The sequence below is a fragment of the Streptomyces sp. f51 genome (assembly GCF_037940415.1).
Classification (GTDB): domain Bacteria; phylum Actinomycetota; class Actinomycetes; order Streptomycetales; family Streptomycetaceae; genus Streptomyces.
In genome coordinates this window covers 6,954,469-6,980,294 of record NZ_CP149798.1, presented here as the reverse complement: position 1 = coordinate 6,980,294, position 25,826 = coordinate 6,954,469, and the positions used below count along the sequence as shown (strand labels likewise).

Annotated in this window: 24 protein-coding genes; 10 read left to right on the top strand and 14 right to left on the bottom strand. The window is 72.5% G+C overall.

The genetic code is table 11. The annotated features are described in order from the left end of the window. Positions 1 to 25: 25 nt before the first annotated feature. The 4 genes from WJM95_RS30235 to WJM95_RS30220 all read right to left on the bottom strand — a co-directional run bounded on the left by WJM95_RS30235 (position 26) and on the right by WJM95_RS30220 (position 4,822). On the bottom strand, positions 26 to 922 hold the full coding sequence (locus WJM95_RS30235; RefSeq protein WP_339133473.1) for a carbohydrate ABC transporter permease: 897 nt from the start codon (positions 920 to 922) through the stop codon (positions 26 to 28). Next, on the bottom strand, positions 919 to 1,899 hold the full coding sequence (locus WJM95_RS30230; protein WP_339135948.1) for a sugar ABC transporter permease: 981 nt from the start codon (positions 1,897 to 1,899) through the stop codon (positions 919 to 921). The genes WJM95_RS30235 and WJM95_RS30230 overlap by 4 nt, the downstream gene beginning before the upstream one ends. A gap of 8 nt (positions 1,900 to 1,907) precedes the next feature. Further along, positions 1,908 to 3,218: an ABC transporter substrate-binding protein gene (locus tag WJM95_RS30225; RefSeq protein ID WP_339133471.1), complete on the bottom strand. Its 1,311-nt coding sequence runs from the start codon at positions 3,216 to 3,218 to the stop codon at positions 1,908 to 1,910. Between the two features lie 611 nt (positions 3,219 to 3,829). Continuing rightward, positions 3,830 to 4,822 (bottom strand): LacI family DNA-binding transcriptional regulator, encoded by a 993-nt coding sequence (locus WJM95_RS30220; protein ID WP_339133469.1) that lies wholly within the window; start codon positions 4,820 to 4,822, stop codon positions 3,830 to 3,832. Positions 4,823 to 5,183: 361 nt separating this feature from the next. On the opposite strand from WJM95_RS30220, the gene WJM95_RS30215 reads away from it, so the two are divergent. Continuing rightward, positions 5,184 to 6,341 (top strand): hypothetical protein, encoded by a 1,158-nt coding sequence (locus tag WJM95_RS30215; protein WP_339133467.1) that lies wholly within the window; start codon positions 5,184 to 5,186, stop codon positions 6,339 to 6,341. Between the two features lie 669 nt (positions 6,342 to 7,010). On the opposite strand, the gene WJM95_RS30210 is transcribed toward WJM95_RS30215, so the two are convergent. From WJM95_RS30210 to WJM95_RS30175, 8 genes are all read right to left on the bottom strand, one after another. Further along, complete coding sequence (locus tag WJM95_RS30210) at positions 7,011 to 7,616, bottom strand: GPP34 family phosphoprotein (RefSeq protein WP_339133465.1); 606 nt, start codon at positions 7,614 to 7,616, stop codon at positions 7,011 to 7,013. Positions 7,617 to 7,869: 253 nt separating this feature from the next. Further along, a complete protein-coding gene (ykgO, locus tag WJM95_RS30205) occupies positions 7,870 to 7,992 on the bottom strand; it encodes a type B 50S ribosomal protein L36 (RefSeq protein WP_037617513.1) in 123 nt (40 codons plus the stop codon). A gap of 41 nt (positions 7,993 to 8,033) precedes the next feature. Beyond that, positions 8,034 to 8,294 carry a type B 50S ribosomal protein L31 gene (locus tag WJM95_RS30200; protein WP_339133460.1) on the bottom strand — a complete coding sequence of 87 codons (261 nt, stop codon included), beginning with the start codon at positions 8,292 to 8,294 and terminating at the stop codon, positions 8,034 to 8,036. A 97-nt stretch (positions 8,295 to 8,391) separates the two neighbouring features. Beyond that, entirely contained in the window at positions 8,392 to 8,556 is a 165-nt protein-coding gene (rpmG, locus tag WJM95_RS30195; protein WP_164372232.1) for a 50S ribosomal protein L33, read from the bottom strand. 264 nt (positions 8,557 to 8,820) lie between these two features. After that, positions 8,821 to 9,549 (bottom strand): DUF4232 domain-containing protein, encoded by a 729-nt coding sequence (locus WJM95_RS30190; RefSeq protein WP_339133453.1) that lies wholly within the window; start codon positions 9,547 to 9,549, stop codon positions 8,821 to 8,823. 160 nt (positions 9,550 to 9,709) lie between these two features. Then, positions 9,710 to 11,632 (bottom strand): M48 family metalloprotease, encoded by a 1,923-nt coding sequence (locus tag WJM95_RS30185; protein WP_339133451.1) that lies wholly within the window; start codon positions 11,630 to 11,632, stop codon positions 9,710 to 9,712. A gap of 38 nt (positions 11,633 to 11,670) precedes the next feature. After that, positions 11,671 to 12,417, bottom strand: coding sequence for a hypothetical protein (locus WJM95_RS30180; RefSeq protein ID WP_339133449.1), 747 nt, complete (start codon positions 12,415 to 12,417; stop codon positions 11,671 to 11,673). 115 nt (positions 12,418 to 12,532) lie between these two features. After that, a complete protein-coding gene (locus WJM95_RS30175; protein WP_339133447.1) occupies positions 12,533 to 13,411 on the bottom strand; it encodes a hypothetical protein in 879 nt (292 codons plus the stop codon). A gap of 239 nt (positions 13,412 to 13,650) precedes the next feature. On the opposite strand from WJM95_RS30175, the gene WJM95_RS30170 reads away from it, so the two are divergent. The 5 genes from WJM95_RS30170 to WJM95_RS30150 all read left to right on the top strand — a co-directional run bounded on the left by WJM95_RS30170 (position 13,651) and on the right by WJM95_RS30150 (position 19,103). After that, positions 13,651 to 14,355 (top strand): response regulator transcription factor, encoded by a 705-nt coding sequence (locus WJM95_RS30170; RefSeq protein WP_339135946.1) that lies wholly within the window; start codon positions 13,651 to 13,653, stop codon positions 14,353 to 14,355. Then, entirely contained in the window at positions 14,352 to 15,842 is a 1,491-nt protein-coding gene (locus WJM95_RS30165; protein WP_339133445.1) for a HAMP domain-containing sensor histidine kinase, read from the top strand. The genes WJM95_RS30170 and WJM95_RS30165 overlap by 4 nt, the downstream gene beginning before the upstream one ends. 47 nt (positions 15,843 to 15,889) lie before the next feature. After that, positions 15,890 to 16,327 (top strand): hypothetical protein, encoded by a 438-nt coding sequence (locus WJM95_RS30160; RefSeq protein ID WP_339133443.1) that lies wholly within the window; start codon positions 15,890 to 15,892, stop codon positions 16,325 to 16,327. Beyond that, a complete protein-coding gene (locus tag WJM95_RS30155; protein WP_339133441.1) occupies positions 16,327 to 16,521 on the top strand; it encodes a hypothetical protein in 195 nt (64 codons plus the stop codon). The genes WJM95_RS30160 and WJM95_RS30155 overlap by 1 nt, the downstream gene beginning before the upstream one ends. 245 nt (positions 16,522 to 16,766) lie before the next feature. Next, positions 16,767 to 19,103 (top strand): SpoIIE family protein phosphatase, encoded by a 2,337-nt coding sequence (locus WJM95_RS30150; RefSeq protein ID WP_339133439.1) that lies wholly within the window; start codon positions 16,767 to 16,769, stop codon positions 19,101 to 19,103. A gap of 83 nt (positions 19,104 to 19,186) precedes the next feature. On the opposite strand, the gene WJM95_RS30145 is transcribed toward WJM95_RS30150, so the two are convergent. Together WJM95_RS30145 and WJM95_RS30140 are read right to left on the bottom strand one after the other, a co-directional pair. Continuing rightward, on the bottom strand, positions 19,187 to 20,428 hold the full coding sequence (locus WJM95_RS30145; RefSeq protein ID WP_339133437.1) for an NAD(P)/FAD-dependent oxidoreductase: 1,242 nt from the start codon (positions 20,426 to 20,428) through the stop codon (positions 19,187 to 19,189). Positions 20,429 to 20,743: 315 nt separating this feature from the next. Next, positions 20,744 to 21,091, bottom strand: coding sequence for a PRC-barrel domain containing protein (locus tag WJM95_RS30140; protein ID WP_339133435.1), 348 nt, complete (start codon positions 21,089 to 21,091; stop codon positions 20,744 to 20,746). A gap of 506 nt (positions 21,092 to 21,597) precedes the next feature. On the opposite strand from WJM95_RS30140, the gene WJM95_RS30135 reads away from it, so the two are divergent. The 4 genes from WJM95_RS30135 to WJM95_RS30120 all read left to right on the top strand — a co-directional run bounded on the left by WJM95_RS30135 (position 21,598) and on the right by WJM95_RS30120 (position 25,815). Next, positions 21,598 to 21,720 carry a hypothetical protein gene (locus WJM95_RS30135; protein WP_339133433.1) on the top strand — a complete coding sequence of 41 codons (123 nt, stop codon included), beginning with the start codon at positions 21,598 to 21,600 and terminating at the stop codon, positions 21,718 to 21,720. Between the two features lie 87 nt (positions 21,721 to 21,807). Beyond that, on the top strand, positions 21,808 to 23,346 hold the full coding sequence (pelF, locus tag WJM95_RS30130) for a GT4 family glycosyltransferase PelF (protein ID WP_339133431.1): 1,539 nt from the start codon (positions 21,808 to 21,810) through the stop codon (positions 23,344 to 23,346). Next, positions 23,343 to 24,716, top strand: coding sequence for a hypothetical protein (locus WJM95_RS30125; protein WP_339133429.1), 1,374 nt, complete (start codon positions 23,343 to 23,345; stop codon positions 24,714 to 24,716). The genes pelF and WJM95_RS30125 overlap by 4 nt, the downstream gene beginning before the upstream one ends. Positions 24,717 to 24,813: 97 nt before the next feature. Continuing rightward, positions 24,814 to 25,815 (top strand): GDP-mannose 4,6-dehydratase, encoded by a 1,002-nt coding sequence (locus WJM95_RS30120; protein WP_339133428.1) that lies wholly within the window; start codon positions 24,814 to 24,816, stop codon positions 25,813 to 25,815. Positions 25,816 to 25,826 lie beyond the last annotated feature (11 nt).

The following is a 25,826-nucleotide window of genomic DNA, read 5'->3' as shown; positions in this document are numbered from 1 at the left end:
CCTGGGAGTTCCGGAGGGTGTCGTCTCAGCTCTTGTTGGCACCGAGGGTCAGACCGCTGACGAACTGCCGCTGGAGCGCGAAGTACACGACGAGCGTGGGGATCGCGGTGAGCAGGGCGCCGGAGGCGACGAGGTTGGGGTCGGTGAAGTACTCGCCGGAGAGGTTGTTGAGCGCCGAGGTGATCGGCATGTTCTCGCCGGTCGAGATCAGGACGAGGGCCCAGAAGAAGTCGTTGTATATCCAGATCGACAAAAGCGTCGCCAGTGCCGCCATCGCGGGCTTGCACAGGGGCAGGGTGATCTGCCAGTACAGCCGCCACACCGACGCTCCGTCCACGAGCGCGGCCTCGGTCAGCTCGTGCGGCAGCGAGCGCATGTAGTTGCTCAGCACGAACGCGCAGAACCCGGACTGGAACGCCACGTGGATGAGCACCAGACCGAGCGCGGAGTCGTACAGCTTGCCGCTCGCCGTGATGCCCGGCAGGTCGGTGAGCAGGTACATCCGGTACAGCGGGGTGATGACGACCTGCTGTGGCAGCAGGTTGCCGGCCGTGAAGACCAGCAGCAGAAAGAGGTTGAGGCGGAAGTCGAAGCGGCTGACGTAGAAGGCGACCATCGAGGACAGGAACAGCGTCAGCAGCACGGCCGGCACCGCGATCAGCAGGGTGTTGACGAAGTAGTGCGTCATGTCCGACTGCTCGAACGCGTTCTTGAAGTTGTCGAAGTTCAGGGTGTCCGGCCAGGACACATAGCCCTTGGCGCTGGTCTCGCCGTACGGGCGCAGGGCCGAGAACATCGCCCACAGCAGCGGGGCGAGCCAGGCCAGCGCGGTGCCGGCGAGGAAGACGTGCAGCAGGACGCGGGCGGGCCGGACGGGCGCGCGCCGCGCCCGCCCGCCGGCCGCGAGGGTGGGGGCGCTCACGATCGCCGCTCCTTCCGGAAGGTGGCCACCAGGTACGGGATGATCACGACGAGCGAGATGACGAGCAGGACCACCGCGATCGCGGAGCCGTAACCGATCCGGCTGGACTCGCCGATGATGTTGTTGGTCACCAGGATCGAGAGCAACTCGGTTCCCTGGGCGCCCTTGTTGAAGACGAAGACCAGGTCGAACGCGCGCAGCGACTCGATGATGGTGACGACCAGGACGACCGTGTTGGTGGGGCGCAGCGTCGGGAAGACGACGTGCTTGAACGTCTGCCACTCGTTGGCGCCGTCCAGCGAGGACGCCTCTCTGAGCGAGGGGTCGATGCCCTTCAGGCCGGCCAGGTAGAGGATCATCATGTAGCCGGTGTGGCGCCAGGAGGCCGCGACGAGGACGGCCCACAGGTTGAGCTTGGGGTCGCCGATCCAGTCGATGTAGTGGCCCGGCTTGTTGGCGCCGATGAGGCTGTTGATCAGGCCCGTGTCCGGGTTGTAGACGAGCTGCCAGACGAAGCCGATGCAGGCCATCGAGATGACGACCGGCAGGAAGAACGCGGTCTGGTAGACGCGGCTGAAGCGGATGTTCTTGTCGAGCTGGACGGCCAGGAAGAGGCCGAGCGGTGTCGGGATCAGGATGAGGACGACGAACCAGACGACGTTGTGCTGGAGGGCGGGCCAGAACTGCGGGTTGTCGGCGAAGAGTTGCCGGAAGTTCTGGAGGCCCACCCACTGGATGGAGTCGAACCCGATGCCGTCCCAGGTGGTGAAGGCGAGGGCGATGGAGGCGAGGGCGGTGACCCAGACGAGGGCCACGTGCAGGACCGTGGGCACGCCCGCCATGAAGGCGAGTGTGATCCGGTCACGGCGGGTCAGCAGGCGGCGGTGGCCCCGTGCGGCCCGCTTCGGAGCGGAGGCAGCACCCGAAGGCGGCGCGTCGGCCGCCTCCGGGGACTTCGTGGTGGTGTCGGTGGTCATGGTGTCGTTCACGCGGTCGCGAAGATCTGCTTCTTCTGGCGCTCGATCGAGGACAGCAGACTGTCCACGTCCTTGGGGTTCTGGAGGAACTTCTGGAGTCCGGGCTGCATCACCGTGGAGGTGAAGTCCGGGCGGGAGTCGCGGTCCATGAACTGGGTCAGGGACTTGGCACCCCCGATCATGTCGAACGCCTTCTTCTGGAGCGCCGAGTACGCGGAGGTGTCGGCCTTGCTGGAGGCGGCCACCACGCTCGGGTCGCCCTTGAGGTAGAGCTCCTCCGCGGCCGGACTGCCCATGTACTCCAGGAGCTTGAGGACGCCGTCGTGGTTCTTGGGGGCCTTGCTGACCATGAGACCGTCGGTGGGCGCCTCCACGGTGTCCTGCCCGTACGCGGAGTTGATCTCCGGGAAGGGGAAGAAGTCGAGGTCGTCCAGGTCGGCCTTGTTGGTGAACTGCTGGGCCACGAAGGTGCCGAGGAGGTACATGCCGGCCTTCTTGGCCACCAGTGTCTGGGCCGCGTCCTGCCAGGTGCGGCCCATGAAGCCGTCCTGGTGGTACGGGAGGAGTTCGGCCCAGTGGTCGAAGGCGGCCTTGACCTTGGCGTCGGTCCAGGATGCCTTGCCCGCCATGAGCTGGACGTGGAAGTCGTAGCCGTTGAGGCGGAAGTTGATCTGGTCGAAGGTGCCCATCGCGGGCCAGGCGTCCTTGTCGCCGAAGGCGATCGGGACGAGCTTGTCCTTCTTCATCTGCTTGCACAGGGCGACGAGTTCGTCCCAGGTGGTGGGGACCTTGTAGCCGTGCTGCTGGAAGACGCTCTTGCGGTAGAAGACCGCCCACGGGTACGTGGTCATCGGCACGAAGTAGTACTTGCCGTCCTCGCCCTTGCTGAGCTTCTTCATCGCGTCGGGGAAGTTGTCCCCGATCTTGGCCCACACGTCGTCGATGGGCGTCGCGAGCTTCTTGGCCGCGAAGAACTGCATGCGGTAGCCGGCGAACCAGTTGAAGACGTCGTCCGGGGTGCCTTGCAGATACGAGTTGATCTGCTCCTGGAAGGTGTTGTGGTCCTTCGTGTTGACGTCGACCGTGATGCCGGACTGCTTCTTGTAGGCCGCGTAGACGTCGGCGAAGGCCTTCTTCGGCACGGCGTCGGACGCGTTGGAGCCGACCGTGACCGTCTTGGGGTCCGACGCCGTGCCGCTGCTGCCGCAGGCGCTCAGCAGGGGTATGCCGGCGCCGAGGACGGCCGCGCCGCCGATTCCGCGGAGCAGGGTGCGACGGCTGGGGGTCGGGGCGGACGGACCCGAGAGGGGAAGGTACATGGCGGCTCCTGAGGGCAGGGTTCGGTCGAGTCGGACGGCGGGGAGGCCGGAAATCGATCAGAAACCAACTCGACCGAACAACGTGGGCGTAATGACAGCCTCATGTCGCCACCGCGTCAAGACCTCGCACTCGCCTTGCCCGAAACGTGACCGACACGTCACTGACCACCGGAGTCGGGTCTAACTGTCTGTACTGGCGCCCGAAATGAGGCGGGAGCGACGGGCGCGTGCCGTCCGGACCGGCACCTGGGCCGGTTGGCGAACCGGCGCGCGACAAGCCCCCGGGCCACGGACGACAGTGTTGGCTTTCGTGACGTCGGCAACCAAAAGCAAACAGGATCCGGTTGATTTTGTTTACAGGCAGCACAAATCAACTTGCGGGCCATTCACCGTCAAATGCGACAGACTGACGGCGGGTCATGGGGCTGTCCGTCCCCGGTCGGGCATGCGGCCGCCGTCCAGTCTCGCGCAACGTAATCGATTACGCCACCGTCGCTCGACATCGATCCGGCAAAGCCGCGGAACGGGAACAGACGTGGCGGGAGGGGCGTTTACCGGCCCGCGAGGGCGCCGGGCGGTGCGTGATTCGGCCAGGCGGCGGCCGGGCCGTGTCAGACCGAGCCGCGCGGCACGAAGACCGCGCCGACCCGCACGGTCCTTCTCGCCGTCCGGCCGTCGATCTGCTCCAGCAGCAGCCCGGCCGCCACCCGGCCCACCTCGCGCGCCGGGTAGCGGATGGTGGTCAGACGCGGCCGCACGAGCGAGGCGAACTCGATGTCGTCGTGCCCCACCAGTGACACATCGCCGGGGATGTCGAGCCCCAGGCGCTCGGCCGTGTCCATAGCGCCGACAGCCGTGATGTCGTTGCCGCACAGCACCGCCTCGGGCCGGAGCCCGGCGCGCATCAGCCGCTCGAAGCCCTCCGCCCCCGCCTCGCGCGTGTGCTCGCCGTGGACGATGTGCTCCGGCGCGATGCGCAGCCCCGCCTCGGCCGCGTGCCGCCGCACACGTTCCAGGCGGGGATCGCCCCCCGCGGCGTCCAGCGGCCCGGCGATGACACCGATGCGCCGCCGGCCGGTCGCCGCCACGTGGTCCAGCGCCTCACGGACCGCGCCGTCGGCATCGGGAGTCACCAGATCGACGTCGCCGAACGGGACGTCGGCGCTGACCACCGCCGGGATCCCCGCGCCGCGCAGCCCGTCGAAGGCGTCGGTCGCGAGGCGGAAGGGCGTCATCACCACGCCGGCGAACCGCTGGTGCACCGCTTCCTGGAGCAGCGCCTCCTCCTCGTCCCGCCGCGCCCCCGTGCTGCTCACCAGGACGTGGTAGCCCCGGCCGCGCAGTTCGTCCTGTATCGAGCGGGCGAGCAGCGCGTAGAAGGGGTTGGCGATGTCCGGAACGACGAGGGCGACCATGGTGGACTTGCCCGTCCGCAGGCTCCGGGCGACGGGGTTGAGGCTGAAACCGAGCCGGTCGATGGCGGATTCGACCGCTTCGCGCGTTTCGTCGGTGACCGGGCGTTTTCCGCTCAGTACGTACGAGACGGTGGCGGACGAGACTCCCGCGGCTCGCGCCACGTCGCTCATGGTCACCCGCTGCCGCATCCGCGTCCGCCCCTTCTCCGACCGCAACCCTACCGGCGCCGGCCGTCGGCGAGGTTCCGTCCGGTCGCGACCCGTCTCCCGTCCTCGCAGGTCCGCGCCCTCCGCGGACCCGGGGTCCGGAGCCGCCGGTCCGCGCGCGGCCCCGGACCCCGGCCGGGGGTGCCGTCCGGACGAGCCGGGCCCGCGATCGGCGGCGCGCTCCGGATTCCTCGCGATGGCCGCAATACGGTCGACCGTCAACGAAACGCCCATAGTCACCCGATGGCGGAGGTCCGTGATTCCAGGGGGCCTCGCCTCCCTGTTCGTGGCCAAAGGCGACCATACTGGGAGGGCACACCGCACCCCACCAGCAAAGTGACTCATGCCGAAGTCCTCCACAGAGCGTCCCATCGCCCCGGAAACAGTCTGGCTGGCCGCCGGGCGCCATACGGGCCCCGCGCCGCAGCACGCTCTCCGGGAGCACCTGCGGGAACTGAAGAACAGCGAAAGGATCCAGGATTTCCTGGAGAAGGAGAACGCCGCGACGCCGGACGGCCATGTCTTCGAGGCGCGGTGGTTCGTCGACGAGGACGTGACCGTACGGGCGCGGCTCGCGACCGACGGACGCGAGCAGGTGGACGGCGAGCGTCGCTGGACCCTGGCGGCCGAGGCGGAGAGGCCCTGGGATCCCGGGTGGCCCTCCCCCGCCTCGCTGCTCTGGCCCGAGCGGAGCGATCTGTCCTGGGAGCGTGACGCGGTGGCCGGACTGCTGCTCCAGGACATCAATCCGCTGCCGAAGGACGACGCGGCGCTGCGCCGGCTGGTCAAGGACGTCGCCCGGCACAGCTGGAGCATCAACGTCTTCGTGCACGAGGCGATGACCCCCGACGCCGAGGGCCGCCTCCCGCTGGTCCGGCTGCTGCCGCCCGCGCTGCGGCATCGTGTGGTCGAACACCGGGCCACGCCCGAGCAGTTCCACGCCGTCAACTGGGCGCTCGGCGACCTGGGGACGTCCGTGCCGCGCGGCGGGGCCGTGATCCTGTCCGGCAACCCCGCCCGGACCGGGTTCGACGAGCAGGCGTTCAGGGTGCGCAGCGTCTTCCTCGACGGTTCGAAGCCGACCGAACTCCTCGACAGGATCGTGCAGTTCGCCGCGCTGCCGTGGCCGTTGCCGGACGACGCGGCTGCGGCCTTCACGGCGCTGCGCGAGGACTGGCAGTTGCTCACCATGGAGGAGGAACTCGTCCGCGCGCGCACCCTGGTGGCCTCGTACTCCGAAGCGCTCGACGCGATGACGAAGTCGCGTGATCTGTACCGCGAGGCGACCGAGCTCGCCCACGCGGCGCTGGCCGAGATGGCCGAGTACCGCGACGCGGCCTCCGCCGCGCGGAGTTCGGCGACCGGGCAGGACAGACACCCGCTGACGAAGACGCTTCAGCGCGTCACGGACTCGCTGCTGCCCCGGCGGGCGCAGCGTGTCGACGCGCATCTCCAGGAAGCACGCGAGAGCGAGCGGCGGGCCCGCGAGGCCGCCGAGTGATCCCGGGCGCGGGACGGCGGACGGAGGTCAACCGCCGCCCCGCGCCGCCGGGTTCACCGTGTGCGCCCGGCCGTCGTGGGCTCCGGGCCGGCGCTCGTCCGCTCCGGGCCCGTGCGCGTGGACCCCTGGACGGTCCGCGCGTACCGCTGAGCCCCTCCTCGTCCGCTTCGGGCGGAGGCTCCCAGGACTCCGGAGCCGTCCGCTCGCGCCACAGGACCAGTCCTCGTACCGCTGGACCGGTCCGGCACGAAGCCTGAGCGACCGCGGGTCACGGTCGGGCCCGCGGCTCTCCGCGTGGGCGCCGGCAGCCCGTACCGCGGCACCCGCCGCCCGTCACGAAGCCTGGCCGACCGCGCATGACGGTCGAGCCTGCGGCTCATGGCGTGGGCGCCGTCAGCCCCGTACCGCGGGACCTGCCGCCCGTACCACTGCGGTCGGACGCCCGTACCGCCGCGGTCGATCACCTGCACCACCGGGGCCGGTCCGCCCGTGCCGCCGCGGCCGGTCACCCGTACCACTGTGGTCGGTCGCCCGTACCGTCGCGGTCGATCACCTGCACCACCGGGGCCGGTCTGCCCGTACCGCCGCGGCCGAGCGTCTCGTGCCGGCGCACCCGGCGCCTGACGGGCACCGCGCCGGGTCTGCCAGGCGCCGCGTCTGCCGGGTCCGTCAGGCGCCGCGCCAGATGTTGGCGAACGCCGCGTTCTCGATGGCCCGGCGCTGGCGGACGGCCTCCAGTTCCATCACCGCGTCGTGCACGGCGACCAGGACGGTGGTCACCGCCTCGTCCTCGACGGAGGAGGTGTCGTCGGTCTGGTCGGCGGGGATTCCGACGACCTCGGCGAGCGCGGCGAGGACGGGCTCGTCGGCCGCCCAGCGGTGCATCGCCCGGCTGCGGGCCGGCGAGTCCACCAACTCCATGCGCTCGCCGCCGAAGGGCAGCCTGCTCCGCCGCTGCCGGGTGAGCTGACCCGCCTGTTCGAGGTCGGTCTGATAGGCCTTGGCCAGGTCCCGCCCCCGGCGCCAGAGCCAGTCCTCGACCCGCTCGTACGGGACCTGCCGCACGAGCGAGGACGCCGCCTCACCCAGCAGCCGGTCGTCCGTCGCGGGCTGCCGCGCCGGTGTCATCCGGTCCCCGTCCAGGGTGATGACCTCGCCGGCGAGGAGGTCGATCACCTCGGCTCCGGCCAGGGCGAGCGACAGGTCGCCCTGGCCCACAGAACGTTCCGGTTCCTTGTCCATCGTGATGATGAACAAGTCCTTGGCCGTGGTCACGAACGGCTCCCTTCGGAGTACTTCGCCCGGCGCGACCGTCACGCATCGGATCCAGCGCGTCCACCGCACCGCCCTCCGCGGCGATCCGGTCGCCCGCGGAGGAAGGGCACGTCACGAACGTGATCGTAACTCCCGGCGGACCGGCGCGTCAGCGAGCCGCGGGCTCCGCCGCCAAGATGCCCGCCCGTACACGCGTCCGGTCCGGCCGGCGCGGGTGCGCCGGCCGGACCGGTTGCTCTCGCCCGCCGCGCCGTCAGCCCTGACGGGCCTTCAGCCGCGGGTTCTTCTTGTTCACGACGAAGACCACGCCCCGCCTGCGGACCACCTGGGCCCCCGGCTTGGACTTCAGCGAGCGCAGTGACTTGCGTACCTTCATGGCTCTGTCCTCCTCCTGCCGATCCCGGCCTGCTCCGGCGCTCAGTGCCGGTTCGGCGCGGTGCGGCCGTAGCGGCGCTCGAAGCGCTCCACCCGGCCGGCGGTGTCCAGGACCCGCGAGGTCCCGGTGTAGAACGGATGGCTCGCCGACGAGATCTCCACGTCGACGACCGGGTGCACCGCGCCGTCCTCCCATGCGACCGTCTCGCTGGAGTGCGCGGTGGACCGCGTCAGGAACGCGACGCCCGCGGCGCGGTCCCGGAAGACCACCGGTCGGGATTCGGGGTGGATGTGAGGCCTCATGCGGTTCCCTCCTCGGTTACGACAGGTGTGCCCTCGGTTGCGAAAGGCGCGTCCGCGGACACAACGGGTGCGTCCGCCGGGAAGACCCGGCGCACGGTCAGCGCTCCTCCCGGAACGCGACGTGCCTGCCCGCCTGCGGGTCGTACTTGCGCAGCACGAGCCGGTCGGGGTCGTTGCCGCGGTTCTTGCGCGTCACGTACGTGGCGCCGGTCCCGGCCGTCGACCTCAGCGTGACGACGGGGCGCGCGGTACTGCGTGCCATGAGGTCCTCCTTCGCCCACCCTGCGCAAACCTTTGATTCGCGCATGCCAATCAGTTACGTGAGCTGTAACAGCGCACCCGGTGTCCGCATTCCCGGCCTCCGGACGTGGTGTACGACACCCCCCGTTCCCTGGGTCCGGGCCGGGCCCGTTCCGCAGGTCCGGCGGAGGGGGTGCGGCCGGACACCGCGCGCGGGGCCGTGACACGCACGGCCCCGCTCCGGCAGCCTACGGACGGCTTCTCCGGGCGGCACACCCACCAGCGGTCAGGAAGGCTTCGACGCGGTGACCGCGGTGACCGTCACCTTGTTGTCGCACTCGGCCAGCACCCCGTCCTCCAGGGCGAGTTGGGTCGCTCCGCTGTCGGGCAGACCCACCACCAGGGTCGGGTACGAGACCGGGGTCGCCCCGGACACGCAGTAGCCGTCGGCCTCGCCCTGGACCTGGACGAACGTCAGCTTGACCCATGCCTTGGCGGCGGGGGCGAGCACCACCCGGGACGAGGGGCCCGACCGGGTCACGGTCAGCGGGTGGTTCTTCTCGGGGGAGCCGTTGGCCGCGCCCGCGACGGTCGGGTACCCCTGAAGGGCGCACTTCGCCCCGGACATGTTGGTGAACTCGACGATCGCGGCACCCGTTCCGGTGCCCGGGGGCCGTACAGCGGCCTGGTACATGAACGCCTTCAGGGACTCCGACGCACAGGTCTTCACCTTCGGCACCGGCGTCGCGGTCGCCGGCACCGATGCCGGCGCCTTCGTGGTGTGGTCGCCCGCGGGCTCGGCCGAGGCACCCGTACCGCCGGACGGCGCGGCGGACGCCGGGGTGCCCGAGGACGTGGCCGACGGCTTCTTCGCGGTGCCCGACGGCGAGGCGGCGGAGCCCGCGCTGTCCGGGCCCGGCTGGCAGGCGGTCATCAGAAGCGTGGCCGCCGACATGGCCGCCATGGCCAGCGCGGCTCCGCGGACACGCGGCCCGAAATGCGTCCCGTACTGCATGAGGTCCCCCGATTGCGATGTTCGGGTGCCGGACGTTCACCGGCACTCGTCGCTACAGATCGCCCGGCGGCCTCCGTGGTTCACGTGCGGACAGGGCTGTGACACGACGGTGACGGCGCGGCCACGGATCACCGGGGCCCACCGGTCCGCCGACCGGCTTCTAGCCGTTTCCCAAGGTCAGGGACAGGCGTTGCGCGGTGCTCGACGTCGCGGTGAACTCCCGGCAGTCGACCACGGCCCGGGTGACCCCGGTCGCGGCCCGGACGAGCTCCAGCCCGACCGTCGGACCGGCGCCCGTCAGACGGGCGTCCATCCAGGTCGTCGTCGCGCCGACGTCCGTGTGGCGCGTGCGCTTCCCGGTCAGCAGGCGTGTCGTGGCGTCGACCGACGTGGTGCGCAGGACGGGGACCTCGGGCAGGTCGGCCGCCAGCGTGCCGTCGCCGCGCAGTGTCCAGCGGGCACCGCGCAGCCGGGCGGCCACCTCCTGTGCCTGGGAACGGGTTCCCGAGAGGGGCTCGGCGGAGGTGACGGCGAGCGTGCGGAAGGTGCGCGGGCCGCGCGAGGGACCACCACCGGACGAGGGCTGCTTCCCGGGTGCGAAGGCCGGCAGGCCCGGCGGACGGCTCGGATCGGGCGGCGCGGAACGGCTGGGACACGCGGTCGCCCCGGACCCGGCATCGCTGCGGGTTCCCGTTCCCGTTCCGGTTCCGGTTGCGCCGCCGGGTGTCCGTGGGGCCGGGGCGGCCGGCCCCGCCGGTTCGTCGGCGAAGACACCGCCCGCCGGACGGGAGGCCAGGGGCAGCAGGCCGACGAGGAGCAGAAGGGCCGGGAGGAGGACGGCTGCCGTGTGGACCGTCGCGGCCCGGGCCGGCGCGGACGGGTCCCGCCCGGCGGGCCGGGTCACGGCCACCAGCGGCCGGACCAGCACGACGGCGAGGGTGGCCCACCACGCGGGCTGCCCCGCCAGCGACTCGTGGGCCAGTGCGAGGACCTGGCGGGCGGCCCGGTCGGCCGACGCGCCCAGCAGCACGTACGCGGGAAACGCCCCCAGCATCGTCAGGACCGACTGCGCGAGCAGCGCCAGGGGCCACAGCAGCGTCAGCAGAAGCCGGACCCGGGTGGTCTCCGCTCGCCGGACGCACCGGACACGCATCCCGACCGGCGGGTGGTGGAGCCGGGCGAGACCTCCGTGGTCGCCCTTCTCCAGGCGGTGCAGGGCGCGTACGACGGTGTCGGCGCCGGCCGCCCGGGCCGCGAAGCGGTCCGCGCCCAGCTCGGCCGACCACAGCGCCGCCACCACGAGGAGCAGCACCTTGGGCACCCCGCACAGGACCAGGACGACCTCGGCGAGCGTCAGGACCGCGGTCGCGTTGCCGGTGACGAACAGCAGGGTGACGGGAAGGACGACGAAGACCGCGAGGACGTACGGCCAGACGCGGACCAGGGTGGTGAAGGGACTCCCGAGCCCGGCGACATGGTGTTCTCCCCGGCGCAGATGGCCGATCTCGTGCAGGAGCACCGCTCGCGCCGCCTCGGTGTCCGTCTGCCACAGATGGACGAGCGGGGCGAAGACACCGATCCGGGCGGTGCGCGGGCCGCCCGGATAGACGCGGGCGGAGAGTCCGTCCCGTGTGCTCAGGCGGAGCCGGGCGCCCGGCGCGTGTTCCTGGACGAACGCCGCCATCTCGGCGGAGAAGTGCGGTGCGGGCCTCGGGTCACGGCTCCCCGGCGCGGGCGGCGCCATGAGCGGGTGGTCGGGGGCCAGGAGGCCGTACCGACGCTCGACGACGCGGCAGCGCGTCCGCGGTGCGAGGAGCGCGAGGACCGCCGCGAGCAGGAAGAACTGGGGCAGGAGCTGGACCAGGCCGAGCACCGCGGTCACCAAGGGGCCGCGTCCGGCCGCGCCGGACGGGTCGAGTCCCGTACCCACGTCCACGGCGTGTCCGAGCAGCGCGGGAAGCTGGGCGAGGAAGAGCGCAAGGGTCAGCCACAGCCAGGGCGGCGGCCCCCAGGAACGGGCGGTCTGGCGCGGACGGGCGGTCCGGAGCAGACGGGCGGTCCGGAGCGGCGGCGGCCTTCTCATGAAGCCCTGCTCATGAAGTCCTGCTCATGAAGTCCCGCTCACCGCTGGTTCGTCCCCTCGGGACCGGCCGACGGTCCGGGGCCCGTCGTGCGCGGGCGGCCGGCGCGGAGGAGCAGGCCCGACGCCGCCGAGCGCAGCCGCCGCAGTTTCCTGTACCGGGTGCCCCGCCCGTCCGGTGGCCGGGGCGGTTCGTCACCGATCAGCGCGTCGAGGAAGGCCGCGACCTCGGCGGGTTCGTCCTCGGTGACCAGCCGGGCCACGAGCCGGGCCGTCAGTTCGTCGGCTTCGCCGGGGTCCAGTCCCCGGGCCCGGAGCCGCGCGCTCATGCTCAGCGCGGCCCGGACGGTCTCCGGGGTGGGTGCGGCAGGACGGGGGTCGGCCGCGGCGGGCGGTGCGGGTGCGCCCTCACCCACCGGCCCGTCACCGTCGCCCGAGGGGGTGCCGTCCTCGCCGGGTCTTCGGGCCGCAGCCTCGGCGCTCCGCTGGGCTCGTAACCCGACCAGGAGTGCGGTGGCCGACAGGAGGTTGTTCAACTCGGGGCTCCCCAGGGCGGATCTGAGGGAGTCGGCGGCGTACGCCAGCCCGTCGAGCACGGCGGGAAGGAGGGAGACCGTTCCGCCGCCCATGCCGCCCGGAGCCCGTGCGGGTAACGAGAAGAGGTCGCGGCGGGAGGCGCCGCCCGCGGCGTACGCGCGAGCCGTCTGTGCCGCGAACGCCCTCTCCCCGGGAGCGGCCCGCTCGGCGATCCGCACGCTCCAGGTGTCCAGCGGGTCCGGTGTCGTCATCGGGTCTCCCCCGGTCCGGTCGCCGCGCGTTCGCCGGTCCCGGCCGCCTGCCGTTCCGCCCCGCGATCCCGCCGCCCCGTCGTGGTCGTTCCCGGGACGCGGGTCCGTAACGGCGTCACGACGCCGTGCCGTCGAAGGTGAACTTGAACGCGACCACGCCGTCGACGGTGCCGCCCTGGGCGGTGAGTGACGCGCCGGAGCCGTCCAGCCGGCCCGTGAACGTCGTGCCCGCGGCCAGTGCGTGCGGGAAGCCGCCGGGCATCTGGCCGAGGTCGGAGCGGCAGGCGACCAGCAGACCCGGCCAGTTGAGGAGGTTCAGGACGACTGCTTCACGGTCGTGCGGGTCCGTCAGCCTGGCGTTCAGCTCCCCGTCGGACCAGCCGATGTCCCAGTACGTCAGCAGGAGATTCGGATCCCGGTAGTGTCCCGCCAGGTCCTGGCTGGAGACGGTGCTGACCGACGACGACCTGAAGGACACCGCGCCCGCCTGGGCCGGATTGCCCGCCGCGAACAGCATCGAGAACGGGTTGTTCTCGGTCTGGTCGCCACCGGCCTGCGGCCTGCCCAGGTCCAGCGTGCTGTTCATGGAGTAGGTCCGGCTGCCCGCGAGGCGCCGGGAGCCGTCGGTGGTGCAGTAGTCGTAGACGTCGACCGAGATGCTGGCGGTGCCCGTGTATGCCTTGCCCCACAGGGCCGACGCGCCCGAACCGCCGGCCGCCACCGTCTCCTGCGCGGCGGCCGTCGTGGCCTCCTGCGTGGTCGGTGTGTCCGCCGGCGTCGACTGCTCGGCGACCGAGGGCGTCACCTCGGGCGACGACGCGGGCGCGGACGACGGCGCCGCGGACACCAGAGGATCGGCGGACGCCGTGGAGGCGTCGGCCGTCGCCGCTCCGCCGTGACCACATCCGGCCAGGCACGCGCACAGAAGCCCCGCGCCGACAGCCGCCGTCAGCCGGCCCCGGACGAACCGGGGCATGCTTCGAACTCGCGTCATGGCAGCCATGACACTCCCCTCCCAGCACCGGGTCACCCCCCACGAGCACCCAGGCAATGCGGGACATTACGCTGCGCCCACGTTCCTTGTTCCCGCCACGAAGTCCTTCGTTACCGTTTCGTGGCTGGCCGGATCCGGACAGGTGGACCGCGCCGGTCCGGGGGACGGACGGCTGGTGCACCATGGGCGACGAGACGGGCGGGACCGACCGGCCCGTTCCTCCGAGCTGGGGTGTGCTGATGGGCGGAGACCGGGGCCGGGTCCTCGTCGTCGACGACGACGCGGCGATACGGCGGTCACTCGAACGCGGGCTGCGGCTGGGCGGGTTCACCGTGGATCTCGCCGACGACGGGCGGCCCGCGCTGGACATCGCCCGGCGCACCCCGCCGGACGCGATCGTGCTGGACATCTCCATGCCCGGGCTCAGCGGGATCGAGGTGTGCCGGACGCTGCGCGAGGAGGACAACGACGTACCCGTGCTGATGCTCTCCGCGCTCGACGAGACCGCCGACCGGATAGCCGGGCTCCAGGCCGGTGGGGACGACTATCTGGTGAAGCCGTTCGCCCTCCAGGAGCTGGTGCTGCGGCTCCAGGCGCTGCTGCGGCGCCGTCCGCCGAGGGACACCGACCTCGTACGGGTGGGCGGGCTGTGTCTGGATCCCGCGGCGCGCACGGTGGACCTGGACGGACGCCGACTCGACCTGACTCGGCGGGAGTTCGAGCTGCTGCACGTCCTCGCGCGCAACGCGGGCATCGTCCTCACCCGTGACCAGCTCCTCGACCGGGTCTGGGGGTACGACTTCGACGTGCGCACCGACGCGGTGGACACGTTCGTGAGCTATCTGCGGCGCAAGCTGGAGGCGGCGGGCCGGGCCCGGATCATCCACACCGTCCGGGGCGTGGGCTTCGTGCTGCGCGACGACGGGCCGGAGGGCGGACGATGAGGCTCTCCACCCGCATCGCCCTGGCCGTCGGCGCGAGCGTGCCGGTCCTGGTGCTGGCCACCGGCTGGCTGCTGCTGCGGCTGGTCGCGGTGGATCTACACGACGAGCAGGACACGCACCTGCGCCGGAGCGCGGCGGCGGTGGCGAAGGACGCCCGCGGGCTGCTGCGCGCGAGTGCCGCGGAGCGGTCGGCCGCGGTCGAACGCACCCGTGAGAGGCGGCTGTTCACCTCCGCCCTGGACGTCGGGATCCGGCTGGTCGGCCCGTCGGAGACGTTCACGGGCGGCCCGCAGCCCGACGAGTCGGCGGCGCTTCCCGCGAGCGCGCCGGTGCCGGTCACGCTGCGGACCGGCGGACACTCCTGGCGGATCCTGTCCAAGCCGGTGTCCGGCACCAGGCCCGGAGTGCGCGGCACCCTCTGGCTCTTCGCGCCCGACACCGCCGCCGACACCCAACTGCGCCTGGTGCGACGGCGCGTGGTGATGGTGGCGCTGCTCGCCGCGCCGCTGTCGGGGCTGCTCGCCGGTGCGGTCGCCGGACGCGCGAGCCGTCCGTTGCGGCGGCTGCGGGACAGCGCGAGCGGTCTCGATCCGCGGACGACGTCCGCGCGCCTGGACCACTCGCCGGCCCGGATCGCCGAGGTCGACGATCTGGCGCACACCCTCCAGACGGTACTGAGCCGCTACGACGAACAGGCGGCGAGGACGGAGGAGGCGCTCGCGACCGCCCGTTCGTTCGCCTCGGCCGCCGCGCACGAACTGCGCACCCCGCTGATGAGCATGCAGACCAATCTGGAGATCCTCACCGAGCATCCGGCCCTTCCGGCCGCCGACCGCGACGAGGTCCTCGGCGACCTGCGTCTCGAACACGCCCGGCTGCTGGGCCTGTTGGTCATGCTGCGCGAACTCGGCCGCGGCGACCTGGTCGAGGCGGACGCGTTCGGTCCCGTGGACCTCGCGGACGTCGTCGAGGCGAGCGTGCGGGAGCAGCGGCGACGCCATCCGCTCGCGCACATCATCACGCACTGTCCGCCGGGGCCGCGGGTCCACGGCTGGGAGCCGGGACTGCGCACGGTCCTGGACAATCTCCTCACCAACGCGCTCGTGCACGGAGGGTGTGCCGACGGACGCCCCGCCCGCATCGAGGTCACGCTGTACGCGAGCGGCGACCGCGCCGTCCTGCTCGTGGACGACCGGGGACCGGGTATCGCGCCCGGGCGGCGGGCCACGGTGTTCGGGCGCTTCGAGCGCCGGCCGGACAGTCCGGGGTCGGGTCTCGGGCTCACGTTGGTCGCCCAGCAGATCGACCTGCACCGGGGCCGTGTCCGTGTCCTCGACGGGCCGGACGGGACGGGGACGCGGATCGAGGTCGTGCTGCCACTGCGGGACGGCGGGTCCGGCCCGGAGGCGACGCTTCCGGCGCAGCGCAACTGGGTGATCGCGACCGCCGGTGCCCGGCCACAAGAATTCCACAAAGAGGGCTCCTAGCGTGCCGGACGTGCGGGCAACCGCCCCGGAACGAAGAGGAGTTCAGCATGTCGAGGACACCGTCGAAGGCACCGAGGAAGCCGGCCGCGTCGAGGGCCAGGACCACCGTCGTCTCGCTGGTGGCGGCCGGCGCGCTGCTCGGCGCCGCGGGCGTCGCGTCGGCCGACGGCGCCGGGACGCATCCGTCGGGCGCGCCGACGGGTGACGGCGCCAAGGCGCTCTGCAAGCGCGCTCCGAAGATCGACCGGAGGATCGACCGCATCCTCGGCCGGCTGAACGGGGACGCCTCGCAGCGCGGCTCCGTGGCGCGTCTCGAACAGCGGGTGGCCAACGCCAAGTCCGCCGGGCACACGCAGGTCGAGACCTATCTCAACGACCGGCTGACGTTCCGGCGTTCACTCGTGCCGACGCTGGAGAGCCGCAAGAAGGATCTGGCGGACGTCGAGAAGTGGTGCTCGAGCCACGGCGACGGGGCCGCCTCGTGATGCGCGCCGCACGACTGGCCCTGGCCCTGGCCGTGAGCGCGCTGCTGCTGACCGCGTGCGGCGGATCCGGTGCCGCGGAGAACGCCCCGGCGTCGCCCGGCCCGGCCTCCACCGACGTCGCCCGTCTTCAGAAGATCGTCGACGGCGCGGAGTCCGCGGCCAGTTCGGCCGAGTCGGACATGGCCCACGACTGACGGCCCGGCCGCGGGCGCCCGTTCCCTGGAACGACCCCGTCCACCGGTCCGGCGCCCACGGCCGGCACGAAGGCGCGGAGCCGCATCGGCTTGCGGCTCCGCCACGCCGTAGAATGATGGTTTCGTGGACCAAAAGGACGTAAAGGACATGTCGCCCGACATGACCCCCTCCGGTGATCCAGCCGTCGACGTCGTCCCATGACAGCGGGGACGCCCGGCAGGACGCACGGCAGAGGTGATGTCCGGTGAACGCCGCCACTCCGCTGATGGTCGTCGACGGCGCGGGCGTCGTCGTCCGGTGGAGCCGCAGGGCACGCGAGATCTGGCTGCGCTCGGACTCCGAGGCGGTGGGCCGCACCGCCCTCGCCATGGTCACCCGCGACATCGGAGACTCCGGATCCGGCGAGGATTCCCGGTCCGGGCCCCTGGTCATCCACGACGTCGACGGAAACCCGGTCGACCTGCGGGTCCAGGTGGTGCCGCTGTCCGACGGCCTGGTCGCCTGGGGCGTCTACGAGGCGGACCCCGGCGACGCCCGCCACGGCATGCCGACCGCCGTCTTCGACATCCTGCACGCCAACACGCACGAGGCGTTCCTCGTCCTGGACCCGGCGCTGCGCGTCCTCAGCGTCAACGAGGCGGCCTGCTCGCTCTGCGGGGTCACGGCGGACAAGGCCCTGGACCGGCCCGTCGGCGAGGTGTGCCGGCTCTCCCGCCCGCAGGAGTTCGAGGACCTCCTGCGGGCGGTCCTCGCGGACGGCACGTCCGTCACCGACCACACCGTACGGCTCGATCCCGGGGACGGTTCGTCGCGGGAGCGCTTCGTGAACGTCTCGGCGTTCCCGCTGAGGGACGCGCGCGGTGTGGTGGTCTCCATGACCGACGTGACGCAGAGCCTGCGGTCCAAGAGGCGGCTGGACGCGCTCGGTTCGGTGCGCGAACGGGTGGGCCGGAGCCTGGACGTCGTCACGACCTGCCAGGAGCTGGTGGACGCACTGGTGCCCGGCTTCGCCGACATCGCGGTGGTCGAGGTGGTCGACGCGGTGGTCCGCGGCGAGGACCCTCCGCTCAGTCCCCTCGGGCGCGACATCCCGCTGCGCCGCGCGGCCTTCCGTATCGAGGGCCCCGTCGACCGGGCGCAGGCCCATCCCGTCGGCGACGTGCGGGCCGTGCCGACGCCGACGCCGTACTCGCAGGTCCTCAGCGATCTCCGACCGCGCACCGTCACGCTGGACAGCGGTGCCCCCTGGCTGGACGCCGATCCCGAGCGGGCCCGCGCCATCCGCGCCTCGGGCGCCCGGGTGCTGCTCACCACACCGCTGGCCCTGCGGGGCGCCGTACTCGGGCTGCTCAGCCTCTATCGCGTGGGACCGCACGACGCCTTCGACGAGAACGATCTCACCGTCGCCGACGAACTGGCCTCGCACACCGCGCTGAGCCTCGACAACGCCCGCCGCTACACCCGCGAGCACACCGTCGCGGCGGCGCTGCAACGCCATCTGCTGCCTCCGGAGCCTCCCTCGCGGACGGCCATCGAGTTCGCCCCGCTGCACGTCCCCTCCGACGTGGGAGCGGGCACCTGGTACGACGCCTTCGGTCTGCCCGGGGCCCGCACCGCCCTGGCGATCGGGGAGGTCGGCGGAAGCGGCATCGACGCCGCCACCGCCATGGGCCAGATCCGTACGGTGATCCACTCGCTCGCGGCGCTGGACCTGGATCCCGACGAACTGCTCGCCCGCCTCAACGACGCCGTCGTACGGCTCGCCCAGGAACGGGCGGCCCTGCCGTCGAGCGACCCGCTCCGCGGCCAGCCGCTCAGGGCCGGATGCGTCTACGCGATCCACGATCCGCTCCAGGAGACCTGTGTCATGGCCTCCGCCGGCCATCCCGCTCCCCTCGTGGCACATCCCGGGGGCCTGGTGGAGGTCCCGCAGATCCCCACGGGTCCGCTGCTGGGCAGCCGGGACGGACCGCCGTTCGCCACCGCCTCCGTCCCCGTGCCGCACGGCAGCGTCCTGGCCCTGCGCACCACGTCGTTCCCGGCCCCCGACGGTCCCGGCACCGACCCGGCGGACCCGCTGCGCGTGGCGCTGACCCGGCTGGACCGCCCCCTCGCCGAGCTGCGGGACGACGTGCTCTACAGGCTGCGCGACACGGCGGGCCTGCGCGACGTCCTCCTCCTGCTGGCCCGCACACGGACCTTTCCGCCGGACCGGGTCGCCACCTGGTCCCTGGACTTCGAGCCCACGGCCGCGGCGACCGCACGCCACCACGCCCGGGACCGGCTCCGCGTGTGGCGGGTGGGCGAAGAGACCGCCTACGCCACCGAGTTGATCGTCAGCGAACTGGTCACCAACGCCCTGCGGTACGGAGCGGCGCCGATCCGGCTGCGTCTCGTCAAGGACACCACGCTCACCTGCGAGGTCCGTGACGCGGGCGGGGCCGCACCGCGGCTGCGCCACGCCCGCACGGCCGACGAGGGCGGGCGCGGCCTGTTCATCTGCGCGCAGCTGAGCCACAACTGGGGCATCCGCTACTCCGCTCGGGGCAAGACGATCTGGACGGAACAGACGCTGCCCTAGACATCCCGGAGACCGAGGATCAGGGCTTCGCACGGCGCCTCACGAGACCGGACGGTGCCGCGCGGTGCCAGGCCGTGCCGCGGCTACCGTGCCAGGTCGGCCGCGACCTCGCGCGCCGCGCGGGCCCCCGACGCGAGCGCGCCCTGCACCGAGCCCGTGGCACGGTGGTCCCCGCACACATAGCGGCCCGGGGCCACCCGGGAGGACAGGCTCAGCGGCTGCGGGGGCGGCATCGCCGGCAGGGCGTCGGGAACGGTACGGACCGTGAGCAGGTCCCAGTCCCCGGTGTCGGTGCCGTACACCTCCGCGAGCGTGTCGCGCAGCCACCCCTCCTCGCCCTCCTGGTCGTGCCCGAGGACCGAGGTGGCGATCAGCGACATCCCCGGCGGGGCGTAGCCGCGGACCGCCTCGCTCAGGACGCAGGTGTTGAGGAAGCGCCTTCTCGTGTCCGTGACCAGGACGGGTTCGGCCAGCGGTGAACGGGTCGCGGCGTGGTAGTACGTCGTCACGACGCGGTACGCCGGAAGGCCGAGGCCGGGCAGCAGACGGGCGGCCGGTCCCGGCCCCGTGGCCACGACCACGGCCCGCGCCGCGAGTTCGCCCCCGTCGTCCATCTCGACCCCGCCGTCCGTGAGCCGCGTGACGGAGGTGCCGAGACGTACGACGCCTGGGGGCAGCGCCTCGGCCAGCAGCCGCGGCACGGCCCCGATGCCGGCGGCGGGCAGGCACAGGGTGCCGCGCAGCATGCTGCGCCAGACGAGATGGAACACCCGGCCGGACGTCTCCAGCTGGTCCTCGAGGAAGACCCCGGACAGGAAGGGCCGGAAGAACCGCTCCACGAACTCCTCGGAGAATCCGGCCGCAGCCAGCGCGGTGCGTGTCGTACGGTCCTCGCCGCGCTTGAGCCAGGAGGCGGGGGCGAGCATGTCCCGGCCCGACAGCGCGGCCAGCGCGATCAGGTCACGGGTCCCCGCGAGCCGCCCGGGGCGCAGGTCGCCCAGCCGCTTGCGCCCGCGGGTCGGGTCCTCGAAGCGCAGCGGCCCGTCCTCCGTGTGCACGAGGACGCCGGGCGTGAAGGGCCTCAGCCGCAGGTCGCGCAGCGCGAGCCGACGTCTGACCTGCGGATAGGACGTGTTGAAGACCTGGAAGCCGCGATCGACGACGAAGCCGTCGTGCGCGTCGGAGCGCATCCGGCCGCCCACCTCGTCCGAGGCCTCGAGGAGCCGTACCCCGAGGCCGTGCCCGACGAGGTCGCGGGCGCACGCCAGCCCGGCGAGCCCGCCGCCGACGATCAGGACATCGGGCACACCGCGCTTCGCGGTCATGGGAACCATCCTCCGAGCAGCCGGTCCGTGCGCGCGCCGGCGGGCGCGCGTGGGTGGTCCGGGCACGGGCCGACGGCACCGCGCCGTCGCACGCGCCCTCCTGAACCGATCTTCCCGCCGGGCCCGCCGGGCGGATGCGGGGCCACGCCGGTGGACGGGAGAGACGGGAGGAGTCGGGAGGGATCGGAGGGAATAGAACGGTAAGGCCCACTGTTCCCCGTATGTGACGCGGAGCGGCCTCCGCAACACCAGGTAAGCGGCCCCGGCTGGTCTCCCCCGTCCAGCCGGGGTCCCCTGTCTTCCCCCGCGGGTGCGTCAGTGGCCGGAGCCGTAGTGACCGCCCAGCTGGTCGCGGTAGCGCGGATCCCCGAGGTGCTTCTCCTCGTCGAATTCCGGTGCCGCCTTGATCTCGTCCTTGGTCAGGCCGACCTGGATCGTGCTGTCCTCGTGGCTGATCGCCGTGATCGTTCCGGCGGGCAGCAGGACCTGCTTGCCGAAGATCCAGACGCCGGTGTCGACAACGATGTACTGGGAACCGACCTCGTCGGAGTGCTTGTCGACCTTGCCGATATGGCCGTCGGAGGCCTCCACGCGGTATCCGGAGAGGTCGGCGTCGGGCGTGTGTCCGCTGGTCGGGCCGTAGCCCCAGAGATGCTCGTTCACGAAGAAGTCCTCCGACTCGTCCACTGAATCTCGGCTGAAGACCGACGGGTGTCCCGCTTCCCGGCCGCCGACACCCGCACACCGGGCGCGCGGCCGGGTTCTTCACATATCCGGCACACACCCGGTCTCGGCGTGGCCGAAAACCGATGCCGCAGCCGGAACTCGTCCCGGTATGGACCACGGGTACCCAGGAAGGGCGGATCCGAGCACTCCGGATCCAGTCCGGGCCGCACGGAGCAAGCACAGGAACGATTCACTGGGTAATCACTCGACCGCTCATGGTGACGATCGCGGCGCCCGGATCGGCCGCCGCTGGCCACTCGTTCGAGTTACACGCTTTTCCGTCACGTTTCGCATCGGGCGCACGAAAGCTCCACAGAGACACCACTATGTGACGCGACGAACGCGTGACGACCACGTCTGAGGGGGGCTGTGGCGTCACGTCAGGGGGTGACGGGCTCCATGAGAGCCGTGCTCACCCCTGCCCGGGGAGGGGACTTCACCGCATGAAGCGGACCATTCGCACGACTTCGCACGCCGTCGGCGTGCCCATCGACCCGTTCGGCTCGAACGACACCCGTCCGCCGGCGGACGCCACCGGGCGGACCGCCCACCGCGCGGACAACTGAGCCGCGCCCCGACCGAAGCTCCCGGCCGCCTCCTGTGCGGCCGGGACGGGCCCGACCACCCCAACCTCGGCCGTGGAGCACACTTCCATGCACGTTCCCCGCGACGCGCGCAGCCTCAACACGACGCGCGTCACGCTGCTCACCGAAGGCACCTACCCGCACAGTCACGGCGGCGTCAGTGTCTGGTGCGACCAACTCGTCGACGGCATGCCCGACTTCGACTTCGGCGTCATCGCCGTGACCGGCACCGGACGCGAACCGCTCGCGTGGGACATCCCCGCGCAGGTCCAGGACGTCGTCACGGTCCCCATGTGGGGGCCCGCGCCCGACGGCCGCCCTCCGCGCGGACGGCGCCGCAGGCAACTCGTCTCCGCCTACGAGCAGTTCCTGACCGCCCTGCTCGACCCGTGCGCCGAGGACCGGTTCGGCACCGCCCTGTACGCGATGGCGGGCTCCGCGGCGGACGGCACCCTGAGCGCCTTCCTGCGCGGCGACCGCGCGATCAGCGTGCTGACCGGGGTGTGGAACCGCCCGGGGCTGGCCGTGCGCGAGGCCCGGCCGACCCTGCACGACGCCGTCACCGCGACCGCCCTGCTGGAGCACGCGCTGCGCCCGCTGACCGCACCGCTGCCCGAGTACGGGGTGGCGCACGCCGTCAGCGGAGGGGTCGCCGTCCTCCCGGGCCTGGCCGCCCTCGAACGGCACGGCGTACCCCTGCTGCTCACCGAACACGGCGTCTATCTGCGCGAGCGCTACCTCGGCTACCGCACCGCCCCCTACCGCTGGCCGGTCAAGGCGCTGGTGCTCGGCTTCTTCCGGCTGCTCGCCGAGGAGACGTACCGGCGCGCGGCCCTGATCACCCCGGGCAACCGCTACAACCGGCTGTGGGAGGAGCAGGGCGGAGCCGCCCCCGGGGCGATCCGCACGGTCTACAACGGGGTGGACCCGGCGGCCTTCCCGCCGGCCGGTCCCGAGCCGGAGCGGCCGACGCTGAGCTGGGCCGGACGCGTCGACCCGATCAAGGACCTGGAGACCCTGATCCGGGCGTTCGCTCTCGTACGGGCCCAACTCCCCGATGCCCGGCTGAGGTTGTTCGGCGGCACGCCACGCGGCGGCGAGGGCTACCGCGAGCGCTGCGAGGCACTGGCCGCCGAGCTGGGCCAGGCGGACGCGGTCACCTTCGAGGGCCGCGTGGACGACATCAAGGACGCCTACGCGGCGGGCAACGTCGTGATGCTCTCCAGCATCAGCGAGGGCTTCCCGTTCACCCTGATCGAGGCCATGTCGTGCGGGCGGGCGACCGTGTCAACGGACGTGGGCGGGGTGCGCGAGGCCGTCGGCGACAGCGGTCTCGTCGTCCCGCCACGCGATCCGGAGGCCATGGCCGCCGCCGCGCTGGAACTGCTCGGCGACGCGGGACGGCGCGCCGCCATGGGCGAGACCGCCCGGCACCGCGTGATCGAGCAGTTCACCCTGCGGCAGACCGTCGACACCTTCCGGACCATCTACCTGGAACTGTCGACGCTCGGCCGGATCGTCCCGAGCGATCCCGGGCCGGACGACGCCCCGCTCGCGGTGCCCGGTGGCCGGGCGTCCGCGTCCAGGTCGAGGAGCCTGGCCGGATGAGCGGACCCATGGCTCTCGAACCGGGCGGCACGGGGGACGACACGCTCTCGCTGCGGCTCGCCGACCGCTCGCCCGCCCGGTCCGCACCCGGAAGGAGCGCGGACCGGGACGCGGTCGACCGGCTCGCCGCCGAACTGGCGGAGGGCATCGGCCCGGCGGTCCACCCGTACGAGGTGGCGGCCCTGCTGGAGTCGGAGGGGCTGACCGCCGAGGTCATCCGGGAGCGGTACGGCCATCCGAACCTCTTCTCGCTCGCCTCCGCGCTGTACGAGCGGGTGCCGCGCACCTTTCCCGAACCACCGCGGCCGGACAACCCATGGCGCCCGGACCATGTGCGCTGCGGGTTGCGCGGGGCGCTGTTCGCGCTCCCGGGCCTCGCCTATCTGCTGACCGGCGGGCTGTGGCACGCGGGCCGGGACCTCGACGTCCTGGTGCCGGCCGGTCTCGTCTCCTGGGCCTGGGGCCAGGCGCTCGGGCACCGCGCGTATCTGCGCATGGCCACGGGCCGCCGCGAGGCGGGCCTGACGCTGCTCAAGGGCGCACCGCTCGGCGCGCTCGCCGCGACGGGGTCGGGGGCACTGCTCGCCGGCTCCGGCACGGCGATCGAGGTCGCCGCGGCGCAGTCGGTGTACCTCTCGGCGGCGGGGGTGCTGCTCGTGCTGGGCGGGGAGCGGCTGCTGCTGGCCGCGCTGGCCCCGCTCGTCGCGGGTGCGGCGGCGCTGCCCTGGTGGGATCCCGGGACCGTGCCGCGCGTCGCCCTCCCTCTGCTGTCCGTGCTCGGCTCGGTCGCTGCGGCGGGCTGGGCGCTGCGGGCCGCGCTCGGAGTCTCCCCGGCTCCGGGCGGAGCACGCCCGTCGCCGCTGCGGTCGCTGCCGTACGGCGTGTTCGGGTTCTCCGCCGGGGTGCTGGTGCTGCTGGAGGGCCGGCAGCATCCGTACGCCGTGGTCGTACTGACCCTGAGCATGGGCCCGGCGGAGTGGCTGCTGTACCGGTACCGCGGGATGTCCGTGTCCGCGCTGCGGGCGACCGCGACCCCGGCGGCCTTCCTGCTGCGCTCGACCGGCGTCCTCGGGCTCTGTCTGCTGTCGTACGTGCTTCCGCTGCTGCCCGCGGCCCTGCTCACCGGCGCGGAGCCGGCCCCGCTGCTGCTGCTCGCGGCGACGTTGTGGACCGCTCTGCTGCTCCAGGCCTTCGGAGCGGCCTGGCAGCCGGCCGCGGTCTGTCTCGCGGCGGCCGTCGCCGCCGCCTCGGCCGTCGCGCTCCGTGCGCTGCCCGGCCCCGTCGTCCTGACGCTGTCCTGCGGCACCGCCTGCCTGTGTCTCACGGCCTGCGCCGTGCGGCTGCTGGGACGCCCGGCGCCGCACGCCTGAACCACCCCGCACGGCCCGCCCGGACACGTCCGGAGGGCCACCGTGCCTTCGTCCGCATCACCCATCACATGAGCAACCAACCGGAAGGACCAACGAGTTGACCACCCAACCGCTCGCCGCCGTCACCGGAGCCGAGGGTTTCATCGGCTCCCACCTCACCGAGGCACTGGTCGCCTCAGGGCACCGGGTGAGGGCCATGGCGCAGTACAACTCCTTCTCCTCGTACGGCTGGCTGGAGACACTGCACCCCGATGTCCTGGACCAGGTGGACATCGTCCTGGGCGACGTCCGGGACCCGGGTTCGGTCCGCGGACTGGCCGAAGGCGCCGACTGCGTCTACCACTTGGCCGCGCTCATCGCGATCCCGTACTCCTACCAGGCTCCGCACAGTTACGTGGACACCAACGTCACCGGCACCCTCAACGTGCTGGAGGCGGTGCGCGCGCTCGGCACACCGCGGCTCGTGCACACCTCGACCAGCGAGACCTACGGCACCGCGCAGACCGTGCCGATCACCGAGGACCACCCCATCAACACCCAGTCCCCGTACGCCGCTTCGAAGGCGGGCGCGGACCGGCTGGCCGACAGCTACCACGCGAGTTTCGGCACACCGGTGGTGACGCTGCGCCCGTTCAACACCTTCGGCCCGCGCCAGTCGATGCGCGCGGTCATCCCCACCGTCATCGGCCAGGTGGCCGCGGGCGAACGGGTCATCACCCTCGGCGATCTGCGGCCCACCCGCGACTTCACGTTCGTCGAGGACACCGCGCAGGCGTTCCTCGCCGTGGGCACGGCACCCGCGGACCGGGTCGTGGGCAAGACCCTCAACGCCGGTACGGGCGGCGAGATCTCGGTCGGCGACCTGGTGGCGCTCATCGGCAAGGTGATGGACACCGCCCTGGACGTGCGCGAGGACGCCGGTCGCATCCGGCCCGCCAACTCCGAGGTGATGCGGCTCGTCGCCGACGCGAGCCGGCTGGCCGCGGCGACCGGCTGGAGCCCCGGCCACGATCTGGAGCAAGGCCTCGCGCGGACCGTCGAGTTCTTCCGCGAACCGGCGAACCTGGCCCGCTACAAGACCGGCATCTACAACATCTGACCCGTCCAGCA

What these genes read in the sequence shown, in the direction of transcription:
- WJM95_RS30170 (WP_339135946.1), top strand. Translation starts at nt 13,651, where the DNA reads ATGGGCGGAGACCGGGGCCGGGTCCTCGTCGTCGACGACGACGCGGCG.
- WJM95_RS30225 (WP_339133471.1), bottom strand. Translation starts at nt 3,218, where the DNA reads ATGTACCTTCCCCTCTCGGGTCCGTCCGCCCCGACCCCCAGCCGTCGC.
- WJM95_RS30230 (WP_339135948.1), bottom strand. Translation starts at nt 1,899, where the DNA reads ATGACCACCGACACCACCACGAAGTCCCCGGAGGCGGCCGACGCGCCG.
- WJM95_RS30185 (WP_339133451.1), bottom strand. Translation starts at nt 11,632, where the DNA reads ATGAGAAGGCCGCCGCCGCTCCGGACCGCCCGTCTGCTCCGGACCGCC.
- WJM95_RS30180 (WP_339133449.1), bottom strand. Translation starts at nt 12,417, where the DNA reads ATGACGACACCGGACCCGCTGGACACCTGGAGCGTGCGGATCGCCGAG.
- WJM95_RS30155 (WP_339133441.1), top strand. Translation starts at nt 16,327, where the DNA reads ATGCGCGCCGCACGACTGGCCCTGGCCCTGGCCGTGAGCGCGCTGCTG.
- WJM95_RS30165 (WP_339133445.1), top strand. Translation starts at nt 14,352, where the DNA reads ATGAGGCTCTCCACCCGCATCGCCCTGGCCGTCGGCGCGAGCGTGCCG.
- WJM95_RS30215 (WP_339133467.1), top strand. Translation starts at nt 5,184, where the DNA reads ATGCCGAAGTCCTCCACAGAGCGTCCCATCGCCCCGGAAACAGTCTGG.
- WJM95_RS30145 (WP_339133437.1), bottom strand. Translation starts at nt 20,428, where the DNA reads ATGACCGCGAAGCGCGGTGTGCCCGATGTCCTGATCGTCGGCGGCGGG.
- WJM95_RS30200 (WP_339133460.1), bottom strand. Translation starts at nt 8,294, where the DNA reads ATGAGGCCTCACATCCACCCCGAATCCCGACCGGTGGTCTTCCGGGAC.
- WJM95_RS30160 (WP_339133443.1), top strand. Translation starts at nt 15,890, where the DNA reads ATGTCGAGGACACCGTCGAAGGCACCGAGGAAGCCGGCCGCGTCGAGG.
- rpmG (WP_164372232.1), bottom strand. Translation starts at nt 8,556, where the DNA reads ATGGCACGCAGTACCGCGCGCCCCGTCGTCACGCTGAGGTCGACGGCC.
- ykgO (WP_037617513.1), bottom strand. Translation starts at nt 7,992, where the DNA reads ATGAAGGTACGCAAGTCACTGCGCTCGCTGAAGTCCAAGCCGGGGGCC.
- WJM95_RS30125 (WP_339133429.1), top strand. Translation starts at nt 23,343, where the DNA reads ATGAGCGGACCCATGGCTCTCGAACCGGGCGGCACGGGGGACGACACG.
- WJM95_RS30135 (WP_339133433.1), top strand. Translation starts at nt 21,598, where the DNA reads ATGAAGCGGACCATTCGCACGACTTCGCACGCCGTCGGCGTGCCCATC.
- WJM95_RS30190 (WP_339133453.1), bottom strand. Translation starts at nt 9,549, where the DNA reads ATGCAGTACGGGACGCATTTCGGGCCGCGTGTCCGCGGAGCCGCGCTG.
- WJM95_RS30220 (WP_339133469.1), bottom strand. Translation starts at nt 4,822, where the DNA reads ATGCGGCAGCGGGTGACCATGAGCGACGTGGCGCGAGCCGCGGGAGTC.
- WJM95_RS30175 (WP_339133447.1), bottom strand. Translation starts at nt 13,411, where the DNA reads ATGACGCGAGTTCGAAGCATGCCCCGGTTCGTCCGGGGCCGGCTGACG.
- pelF (WP_339133431.1), top strand. Translation starts at nt 21,808, where the DNA reads ATGCACGTTCCCCGCGACGCGCGCAGCCTCAACACGACGCGCGTCACG.